General features: G+C 41.7%; 8 protein-coding genes. 2 read left to right on the forward strand and 6 right to left on the reverse strand.

What is annotated here, in order from left to right; all coding sequences use genetic code 11:
- The first annotated feature begins 67 nt into the window (after positions 1-67).
- Both FNH22_RS28420 and FNH22_RS28425 read left to right on the forward strand, forming a co-directional pair.
- Positions 68-520, forward strand: a complete 453-nt coding sequence (locus tag FNH22_RS28420; protein WP_143401915.1) for a hypothetical protein — start codon at positions 68-70, stop codon at positions 518-520.
- A 124-nt stretch (positions 521-644) separates the two neighbouring features.
- Entirely contained in the window at positions 645-1,667 is a 1,023-nt protein-coding gene (locus tag FNH22_RS28425; RefSeq protein ID WP_143401916.1) for a pirin family protein, read from the forward strand.
- A gap of 74 nt (positions 1,668-1,741) precedes the next feature.
- Here the strand turns inward: FNH22_RS28425 and FNH22_RS28430 are convergent, their stop codons facing one another.
- The 6 genes from FNH22_RS28430 to FNH22_RS28455 form a co-directional block, all read right to left on the reverse strand.
- Positions 1,742-3,673: a sialate O-acetylesterase gene (locus FNH22_RS28430; RefSeq protein WP_143401917.1), complete on the reverse strand. Its 1,932-nt coding sequence runs from the start codon at positions 3,671-3,673 to the stop codon at positions 1,742-1,744.
- 170 nt (positions 3,674-3,843) lie between these two features.
- Positions 3,844-6,651 carry a PKD domain-containing protein gene (locus tag FNH22_RS28435; protein ID WP_185154467.1) on the reverse strand — a complete coding sequence of 936 codons (2,808 nt, stop codon included), beginning with the start codon at positions 6,649-6,651 and terminating at the stop codon, positions 3,844-3,846.
- 102 nt (positions 6,652-6,753) lie between these two features.
- A complete protein-coding gene (locus FNH22_RS28440; RefSeq protein ID WP_143401919.1) occupies positions 6,754-7,932 on the reverse strand; it encodes an STN domain-containing protein in 1,179 nt (392 codons plus the stop codon).
- Positions 7,919-8,908, reverse strand: a complete 990-nt coding sequence (locus FNH22_RS28445; RefSeq protein ID WP_143401920.1) for a FecR family protein — start codon at positions 8,906-8,908, stop codon at positions 7,919-7,921. Before FNH22_RS28445 ends, FNH22_RS28440 begins: the two co-directional genes overlap by 14 nt.
- A gap of 21 nt (positions 8,909-8,929) precedes the next feature.
- Positions 8,930-9,502, reverse strand: a complete 573-nt coding sequence (locus FNH22_RS28450) for an RNA polymerase sigma-70 factor (protein WP_185154468.1) — start codon at positions 9,500-9,502, stop codon at positions 8,930-8,932.
- A 206-nt stretch (positions 9,503-9,708) separates the two neighbouring features.
- Positions 9,709-10,433, reverse strand: a 725-nt coding sequence (locus FNH22_RS28455; protein ID WP_143401922.1) for a transposase, incomplete at its 5' end; no start/stop codon positions are given.

Consider the following 10,433-nt stretch of genomic DNA (forward strand, 5'->3'; position numbering starts at 1 on the left):
ACTGCCCAAATAGCTTTGACATATTGCCCGAACGTTTATATTTGAGATTGAACAAAATGACGCCCCAATGTTTGACGATGAAGATGATTACTCAAAACCTGAACAACTGCCTATCTATAAAAAAGGAAGAGAAATATTCGATATCGTAAAGACCCTAACCGATTTAATACCTGACGACAACGAGCATTTGTTAACCACCAAAGGGTTCATGCTGGAAGACGCCGCTAATCTCACCGTGAAAGTCGCCGGAGCTGAAGGAGCTGATCTATTTGACATTCGCATGGAGGCAGCGACCATCATTAGGAAATCTGCCCGGGACCTTATCGTACAATTAAATAGTCTGGACATGTTCGGTTTTGAAGAAGTCCAATATTTCGATTTACTCAGGCGTGAAGTAGAAGAATATCGTTTGTTATTCATTGAATGGGTAAGTGGTTTTGATAAGTGGAACTATGTTGTCGATCGTTGGGGATTGTTCAATCCTCCCGGTATTAGTCCTTTCGATGCAGATGTCCCCTGAGCAAAACCTATTGGGTCAACAGCATACTTCAGTAATGTCGATATAAGACAATTCTTGATTTTTTCCGGGTGATAGCAAAAAAACAACACTATTTTTACTGTTGTATCCATTAAACAATCAGCGTATGGGCAACAGTGCTATTAAAAGTATTAAACCATTAGGTTTCCCCTGGGTAACACAAGACCCCTTCTTATTTTGCGTCTATCATGAGGACCATTATCCTGAAGGAACTGAGGAAATGGGGCCTGCGGCATCACTGGCTGGCAGAAACCTGGGGCAAGATTTTACGGTAAAAGATGGCTGGCGAATGTATCATGGCCAGAAAATACCAGGCTTCCCGCAACATCCGCACAGAGGCTTCGAGACCATCACGATCGTACAAAAAGGTTGGGTAGATCATTGCGACTCAATGGGCGCTGCCGGCCGGTTTGGAAATGGCGATGTACAATGGATGACCGCAGGCAAGGGTGTATTACACTCAGAAATGTTCCCTTTGTTACACCAGAACCAGGACAATCCGCTGGTGTTGTTTCAGATATGGCTAAATTTACCGGCCAAACACAAGTTTGTAGCCCCCCACTTCAAAATGTTGTGGAACGAACATATTCCGATAGATGTCCATCAAGATGACACTAAAAAAAAGACGTCTGTAAGTGTGATATCAGGCACTCTTGGTGATGTAAAAGGCCCTGAAACGACTCCCGATTCATGGGCAGCCATTAATGAACATGAAGTAGCTATCTGGACAATTAAAATGGAGGCCAACGCCAGATGGCAGCTTCCGGCAGCACATCCTGATGTAAACAGATCTTTGTATTTTTATGAAGGAATGGAAATCACCCTTCAAGGACAAAAAATAACTCCCGAACATGTCGCTGAACTACAACCGGACGTATGGGTTGACATCAAAAATGGTGATAAAGAAGCTCAACTATTACTACTTCAGGGAAAGCCTATGAATGAGCCAGTAGTACAACATGGTCCTTTCGTGATGAACACAGAACAGCAAATTCATGAAACTATGATAGATTATCAACGAACAGGGTTTGGAGGATGGCCATGGCCTGCAAATGATCATGTTCACGAAAAATCAAAAGGACGTTTTGCCAAACATGCGGACGGAACGTTAGAAGAAAAAAATAACTAAGTCAAAGTCTCTGACCGAACAGTACATGTCATAACAGAGGCCATTTTATGCAACTTCCATTAAAAATGCATGGCTTAAATATCTTTTTTGAATGGTACAGCAGGAAGGTCTGCAGAATTCACCAGATTAAGTGACCCGGGGTTGTCCGACCAGCCATATTTTACCTGTTTCGGTGCAGTTACTTCAGGGTGTTGCAGAGTCACCTCATTCAGTCCGGTGATCTCAGCCTTCGCCCACACAAACTTACCATCTTCACCCGCCAGCGCAAAACCTTTTAACTGCGCAATACCATCTGATGTTTTTAATCCTTCACCTATATGATCAAAGGTTAAAACCACTTTACCTGACAGCACATTTATATCAGCCAAAGACGGGCCCGAATGAATTATATCTTTCCCATAAGCCACTCTTAATGCAGAAATAGCAAGACGCCTGCCTACCTCCTGCTTATTCCTGGGATGAATATCATCTGCTTCACCGATGTCTATAGCCAGCGCCATTCCGGTGTTCTTAACTTTCAAAGTTTTTCGTTGTGCATCACGTAGTTCAGCCCAGCCAACAGGCACATTGGGATCCATATCAACAGCCCTGAAATTAGCAAGTTGTACAAACAGGAAAGGAAAATCACCCTGATCCCATTGTTGTCTCCAGTTGTTAATAAGCATGGGAAAAAGTTCTTCATAACGTTTCGCATCAAAAGCATTACTTTCGCCCTGGTACCAAATCACCCCTTTGATACCATAGGGTACAATAGGGCTTATCATTCCGTTATATAGAATGGTAGGCCCAAAATTTTTGTCTATCGCTTTTGGAGGAAGCGGGAAACGATCTATACTTATTTTGTATTTCCAACTCCCATCCAACATGATTTTCCGCTCACCTGCCATGATGTAATAATCTTCAGCATTACCATGCAACCCACCATTACCGCGCATATCTTCTACTCTCACCGTAATGGTATTTTCACCCTTTTGTAACAAGGACGGATCAAAATAGTAGTGTCGCTTTGCATTCCATTTTCCAACGGTTTCACCAATGAGAGTACCATTGATATAGGTCTGGTCACTATCATCTATAGGGCCGAGATGTACCTGTGGTTCTTTTTGGTTTAAGTCCGACGCTTTCAGTTTAAAACTTTTCCTGAACCACACCACGCCATCTAATTCCTTGTGTCCGGCATCTTCCCAGAGGGCAGGTATCTCCATTTTATTCCAGTCACCGGTATTGAAGTCATTCAACATCCACTTCTCATTCAGTCCATGATCGAGTTTTTGGAGTGAAGTCTTCCATAGTTTGCGTTTTTTTTCTATTTCTTTCAACGTTAATTCGTAATCCATTTCACTGATTTCCTTTACACGGGTACTCAGCCGGTCCTGGGTAAAGCCTTCAGCGCTTATCCATGGTTCAATCATAGAACCACCCCAATTACTGCTGATCAGGCCAATAGGCACATCGAGATCTTTCTGAAGCTTTCTTCCAAAGAAGTAACCTACGGCTGAAAAGCGCCTGGCTGTTTCAGGAGTACATGCCGTCCATGCACCTATCACATCATCTGCCGGTCGAAAATTCAGCTGGTTCTTTATGGTGAACAACCGCATAGTGGGTTGGCTGGCGTTAGCGATTTCTTCTTTGGCATTATTTACCCGTTCTACCGGCCACTCCATATTTGACTGCCCGGAACATATCCATACATCACCAAAAAGCACGTCGGAAAAAGTAAGCGTTCTTGTACCGGAAACTGACAATGTATATGACCCACCGGCCGTTTTTTCCTTGAGTTGAACACGCCAGATACCCTGTTCGTCTGCAAAGGTAGTAAGCTTTTCATCTCCCAGTGTTACAGTCACTTCATGACCGGGTAGATCCGTTCCCCAAACCGGCACCAACTGGTTGCGTTGCAACACCATATGATCAGTGAAAATAGCAGGCATTGATAACTGGGCCAGTGCAGGCAGATTAAAACTTGTCCAGAAAAAAAGGAGGTATAAGAAACTTGATCGAACCATAGTAAGGATAAAATTACTAAAGCTTCGTTGAAACAAGGAATACAATCAAAAGAATATGGTCACCGTCACAAGGTAAGTAGACTGCAGTGACCGATATTTGATAAAATGTAAAACCATCGCAAAACAGGAAAACGTTCCGCGATGGTTACCAACACAATCAGGGTACTCCCCTAATTTTTAATGAGTTTGTGAACTTTAATATTTCCGTTTTTATCCTGTATTCCCAGGAAGTATAGCCCATCAGGCATTCCGACAGGTAAGATGAGTTCCTTTACCTCTCCCTCTAAAAGGGTAGAATTTGTAGTAAAGAATGCCTTACCCGTAGCAGATCTTAACTGAATGATTACCTCTCCGGTACCACCTGTGCTTCTTACGTTCACGCGGTCTTCAACAATCGTTGGGTATATGGCATAGGCCTCGGGTACTAATTCATCCTCCAGACTGGTGATCCTGCCATTGCCCAGCTCAATGTCTCTCACATCAGGATTACTTTCACTTAATACATAGGTTTGTTGTACCGTCATAGAAGGCCTTTCCAATGTCAGGTGATACTTTCCGAACGGCAGTTGATCAAATTGGAACGACTCATCATTGGAAGACATAGTCCACTCAATAGCACGAGATGATGTGGCATCTTTCAAAAGAACAACGTATGCATCGTTTTGTGGAGCCGGATCACCCTCTATGGTAACACGCCCTTGTAAGACACCTTGCCCCTGCCTCGATAAGCTTTGAGACCTGATTAAGGTAATGTCTACTTCCTCTGCAGCACCGGTCAGGTCAAGAGTATACGCATCCTGCCAGGCGATTCCATTGACAAAATAGGTAGGTATGAACGTTGTAAAGTTGCTCTCATCACCACGTGCATGGATCAGGTACGTACCTTTGGATAAGCCTGAGAAGCGATATGTACCATTATTTGTGGTGGTAGTAGCATGCTTCTTCCATAAATCCTCATTTTTCCTGTAGAGCTCAAGTATTCCACCGTTCACAGGCTGCAAATCTGCTCGTAGCGTTCCTTGTATATATAAAGAGTCTGTAGATGGAGTATCTATGAACAATGTTTGAGAAGTAGAGCAAGTATCCGTTCCATTACTTACCATAAGATTTATCGTCCATAATCCCGCATCAGGGAATAGGAAGTCTAAGACAGGGCCTGAAGCCTGAAAACCTCCTTCTACTGTCCAATTAAATGTTTTGATTAAATCCTGGTCATTGGCAGTAAATACATACCTGAGGGGTTGAATGCTATCCGCCTCAAAAGTAAAGCCTGCATTACAGAATCCTCCGTTGGATGGGTCTAACACAACCGTTTCACAGAAACTACATATGGCTCCCTGATCATCTGTTACATTTAAGCATACCTGGTAATTACCTGCTGAGGCGTACGTATGTTCACGAATTGGCAAACTTCCTCCAAATTCCGTTGTATCTGTAACTACTGTACCATCTCCAAAATCCAGTGTGTAGGCTTGGGAAGCCGATGATAATACGGCCCAGGGTTCTACTTTGATAGTATTGGTGATAAGATCACGTGCTATGTTAAAAAAGCAGCGTTCTGGCTGTGGTGGCCGTATTATTTGGATAGATTGACAAGAATCAATGCCATCTTTAACAATGAGCGAAACACTCCAATTCCCTGCGTCTTCAAAGATATGTTTTACCACACGTCCCTTCACTTGCCGTTGTCCTTCAAAGTCCCATTGGTAGGTTTTTGAGAGATCTGTATCTTCTGCTGTGAATACATAAGTATGTATTCCAGCTGTAGTTGCAGAATCAACGGTATAATTGAAGTTAGCATTGCAGACAGTAGTATCAGAACCCGTACTGATGGTGATCTCTTTACAATATGTACATGGATCAGTGCCATCCGAAGCATTGGCGCTGGTCAGACATGCTCTATAATCACCCGGAAGCTGGTATTTATACCTGATAACAGGAAGAAGACCTCCAAACTCCAATGTATCGGATTGTACGGCACTACCATCTCCAAAATCAAATGAATAGGCCACCGAAGTGGAGCCGAATGGGGTAAAGGGCTCAAATACAACAGAATCTTCAGCGGTTTTTGTAACATTGAAAAAACAGGGTATGCCAACGCCATCTACCGTCACATTCTGAGAAGAATTGCAAACCTCTCCGCCATCGGTAACGGTAAGTTTCACCAACCAACCACCACCATCAAAAAATATGTGTTCTACTTCGCGTCCTTCTACCTGACGATTACCTCCAAAATCCCATTCATAGGTTTTAGAAGGGTCTGTATCTTCTGCTGTAAATGTATAAGCACGTACCCCGGCTGTACTTGTGGAATCTATGGTATAGCTAAAGTTAGCATTACAGGTATTGGGATCAGAACCCGTACTGATGGTGATCTCTTTACAATATGTACATGCATCAGTACCATCCGAAGCATTGGCGCTGGTCAGACATGCCGTGTAGTTACCGGGAAGCTGATATTTATACCTGATAACCGGAAGAAGCCCTCCAAAATCAGATGTGTCTGACTGGATGTTACCATCTCCAAAATCAAGTGAATAAGCCACCGAAGCGGAGCCGAAGGGTGTAAAGGGCTCAAATATAACAGAATCTTCAGCGGTTTTTGTTACATTGAAAAAACAGGGTATGCCAACGCCATCCACCGTCACATTCTGAGAAGAATGGCAAACCTCTCCGCCGTCGGTAACAGTAAGTTTCACCAACCAACCACCACCATCAAAGAATATGTGTTCTACTTCGCGTCCTTCTACCTGACGATTACCTCCGAAATCCCATTCGTAGGTTTTGGACGGGTCTGTATCATTAGCTGTAAAAGTGTATAAATGAACACCCGAGGGCAAGGTATTCAATTGATAGGTAAATTCAGCGTCGCAGGCAAGGGGCTTTAAATAACGCTCTGTAATTGTAGTGTTTTCAACAGCAAGTGAACGTAGTGTCAAAAACAGGCCAAATAAAATAAGTGAAACGTTTCGCTTCATCTTAAATTGGTTTGATAAACTTAGTTTCATGTTGACTATTTCTTATGGTTATACCTAAGAAACCACCTGGACCTCCAAATCCCCTATAGCTCTTCGAAACAATTATAAAATAATTCCTAATCGTACCCCCAGAACGTATCTGTCATTAGATTTTAGCGGAGGTTTAAAATCTGGCCCCAGGCCAAACCGGAGATAAGGCACAACTTCAAAACGTTCAAAATCTCCCTGCCTAATGATTACAGGCAAGTTTAGCGAAACGTTTAACTGCGGGCTCTGATAGTCTAAATTCCCGGTGATCTCCCCATTGCTAAAATTGAATACTTCATCGCCATCTATAATGCTACTGGCTAAAAAACCCAGTTCAGCTCCTATTGAAACTTTACCTATCTCTAAGAAATACCCTGCACCCACAAAAAAAGATAGTGACTGAAAGCTGTTTTGTCTGTCCACTTTTTGATTGACCTCCGTTTCTACTTCTGTAGTATCCACCACATATACCGGAACTCTCACTCCATCTTCAATAATAAAGAATGTAGAGACCGTATCAATGCTCTGCTGACTGATCGTTTCGGAACGGGTGAATGATACATTATTGACAGAGTAATTATACTCTACCCCGGCATGAAACCGTAGATTATTTAAACTATAACGCCCCATCAACCCAAAGCCTAACCCCCGATAATCAGTATTTGAATTCCCGTTTCTGCGCATCCATAGATTAGGAGTTAAATAAGGAATAAATTGCCATGGCTTTTCAGGTTGCCGGATTTCCGTAGAAACCTGTACTGTGTCATAAACTACCTGGACCTTCTCTATACGCACTGTATCATAGAATACTTTTTCTTGTATTACTACCTGTGTATCATATTTAACTATGATCTTTTCATACCTGATAGTATCATATACAGTCGGTAAGTACACAGGATTAGCAGCTACTGGTGTAAGCTGGGATGGTTCAGCCTCTGCTTCAACCTCAGGCACTATTGATTTCTTAATGACGACATAATCCTGAATGATCTTATAATGGAATTTATCACCAAGCAGCTGATCGAGTACTTCATATACCGTTTTGTCAGTGAATTTCACAGTCACTGTTGGTTCTCCATCAAAAATTTTAGGATCATAAGATAAGTACAACTCATAAGCATCCGATATTACCTGAAGTATCTTTGGATAGCTTTCTTCATGAAATGAAAATGAATTTTGCTTTACCTGAGCCTTTGCGTTAAAACAGAAAAAGCTAAAAGAAAAAACGAATATTATTCGTCTATTGACATCCATCTCCCTCAAAAGTAATGATGCCTTCTTTATTAGTACTGTTCAGGTTGTGTGTTGTCTCAATAACTTCAATGATGGTATTAAGTGATTGCTTTTTGAAGGTTGCTGTAATCTTACAAGAGAGTATAGCTTCATTTTTAGTAGTTATTTCCATCTCAAACTCCTGGGATAACGTTTCAAAGACTTTACCAAGCGAAACTTCTTTGAAAGTCATCACTCCTGTTTTCCAATAAAGCTGATTATCATCTGATGTTTTTACCACAGGGGCTTCATTCTCAGCAACCACTACTTCTTCCTCGGCCTTCAACACTACTACATCTCCTGAAAGCAGGTAAGTAACCTGTACCTTCCCTTCCTTCACCAGTACCTCAGTAGGTTTATTATCAAAAGCCTGCACCAAAAATTTTGTGCCCAATACCTTTATCTCGGCATCTGAAGTGGTTACCACAAAGGGCTTTTCTTCATTATGAGCTACTTCAAAAAATGCTTCTCCTTTTAGGCCAACCGTTCTGATATCAAGCTCATTGAACGTTGTGGGCAAATAAGATACTTCACTACCTTCTTTTAAACTTACCAGGGTTTTATCTTCCAATGTATATTCCTCAACTTTTTCCTGGGCTTGCAATACTACTGTATTGTCCGTTAGCAAGTAACGTACCGATACAAACGCTATTCCCAATACAATCACACTAGCCGCTGCCCACCACCACCTGGAAGCACCTGATATCGGCATCGTTTTAATGTCCGCTTCCCATCCCAACCTGGTCTTTACATCTTTTAAGGCCCGATCCACATCTGCCGTGCCTGGCGCAGCAAGCAACGACAACTCCCACGCCTGGTAAATGCGCCGCGCTTCCATACGATTGGTCTCGTCCTCAAGCCAGCGTTCTATATTGAGGCGCTGATCAGCTGTAACTTCTTCTCCCTTAAGATAAGCCAGCAGCTCTGCCTCGTTGATATCGTCTTGGTTCAGCTCCATCAAGTAACTAACAATCTTAAGTTATAATTCCCCTATCAGGATTACAAGTATGTTCATAATTACTAAAAGTTCTTTTCTAATAATTTTCATAGCTTTAGTAATGTGATTTTCTACTGTCTTGGTACTTATCTTAAGTTTTTCAGCGATTTGCTTATGACTAAACCCTTCAAAACGACTTAAATGAAAAACTTCACGGCATTTATCCGGAAGTAAGGTGATAGAATACTGTAACTTCTCTATAATTTCATCTTCAATGTCATAGTCACTGTAAGAAAGGACCTGGTCCCGATACTGTTTCTGAGTATAGTTAATATACTTCTGTTCTACCTGTTTGTGTTTAACCTGGTTCAGACACCTGTTTCTAACACTGGTCAATAAATATGGAAAGAGCTTCAGATCGGGCTTAAGTTTATCACGCATTTCCCAGAGTTTTATAAATACTTCCTGGACATGTTCTTCAGCAGCATCTTCATCCTTTAGCATGCCTTTTGCAAAGTTGAGTAAAGCTCCATAGTATTGACGAAAAGCTTTTTCAAAAGCCGGCTTGCTTCCCGATTTTATTTCCGATATTATATTATCAGGCTCTTGCGCCAAGGTTGATCTGGTTGTTACTCTGGTTTCGATATTAAACGTTCAATGTTAACAAATTTATAGCAGAATGATAGGTAGGTGGCAGCACATTACGTAGTGGTTATAAAGATCATTATATCCATTAAAAGGTATTATGTTACAGGTAACAAAAGGTTCAGGATTTCGGTTTAAGATCATGCACTACATATTATCCCTGGATTAAACCCGGATTATGCATTGGAATAATTGAAAGGAGGGCTTAGGTTATTGATTTGAGAAAATATTCCCTTCATCCATGGTCTTTTTTTAGCAGTTAGAGAGATTTTCAATACCGTTTTATTGGCATGGCTTACTGTCCAAGCTCCTAATGCAAAGCAATAGGATTTTAAAGTTCTAAGGGTGGCCCTATTATGATGATTAAGGGCAAAATGTCTGAATAAACTCATCAGGTTATAGGCTACCATAATAAATCGGAATGAGGCTTCAGTAGCCCAAAAATCCTGCAGGCAAAAACTATCTAGCCCAAAATCATCTTTCAATTCTTTAATCCTGTTCTCACAATCGGCCCACGTGTTATAGATATTCCATATCTGATCAAGGGGCAAGTCCAGATTAGTCACATAACAACTATAGCGATAACCGGGTAGCTCATCAAAGAGCTGTTTACCTGTTGAGTCAGGGCGGATATCCACCTGCTTTTTGACGACAATGTATCTTCTTGGTTTTCCATTTTCGTGGGAAAATATCATGGAGTTGAGTTCAATCCCTGGGCTCAAACTTATCCAGTTATCAAGTCCCCAGACAGCACTTTTTACATTAGGGTACATCCTTACAGCCATGATATAGTTGTGCTGTTTCTCTTCTAAATAGCTGAGTAACTCTTCGGTATAAAAGCCACTATCAGCACGTACCAAGCCTACTTTCTTACCCGCTAATGCCTGATCAAAAGTTTCCT

Origin of the sequence: Fulvivirga sp. M361, assembly GCF_007097395.1 — a bacterium.
Lineage (GTDB): Bacteria > Bacteroidota > Bacteroidia > Cytophagales > Cyclobacteriaceae > Fulvivirga.

Excerpts from the sequence above, each read along its gene's own strand:
- FNH22_RS28420 (WP_143401915.1), top strand. The coding sequence starts at position 68 with ATGTTTGACGATGAAGATGATTACTCAAAACCTGAACAACTGCCTATC.
- FNH22_RS28425 (WP_143401916.1), top strand. The coding sequence starts at position 645 with ATGGGCAACAGTGCTATTAAAAGTATTAAACCATTAGGTTTCCCCTGG.
- FNH22_RS28430 (WP_143401917.1), bottom strand. The coding sequence starts at position 3,673 with ATGGTTCGATCAAGTTTCTTATACCTCCTTTTTTTCTGGACAAGTTTT.
- FNH22_RS28435 (WP_185154467.1), bottom strand. The coding sequence starts at position 6,651 with ATGAAGCGAAACGTTTCACTTATTTTATTTGGCCTGTTTTTGACACTA.
- FNH22_RS28440 (WP_143401919.1), bottom strand. The coding sequence starts at position 7,932 with ATGGATGTCAATAGACGAATAATATTCGTTTTTTCTTTTAGCTTTTTC.
- FNH22_RS28445 (WP_143401920.1), bottom strand. The coding sequence starts at position 8,908 with ATGGAGCTGAACCAAGACGATATCAACGAGGCAGAGCTGCTGGCTTAT.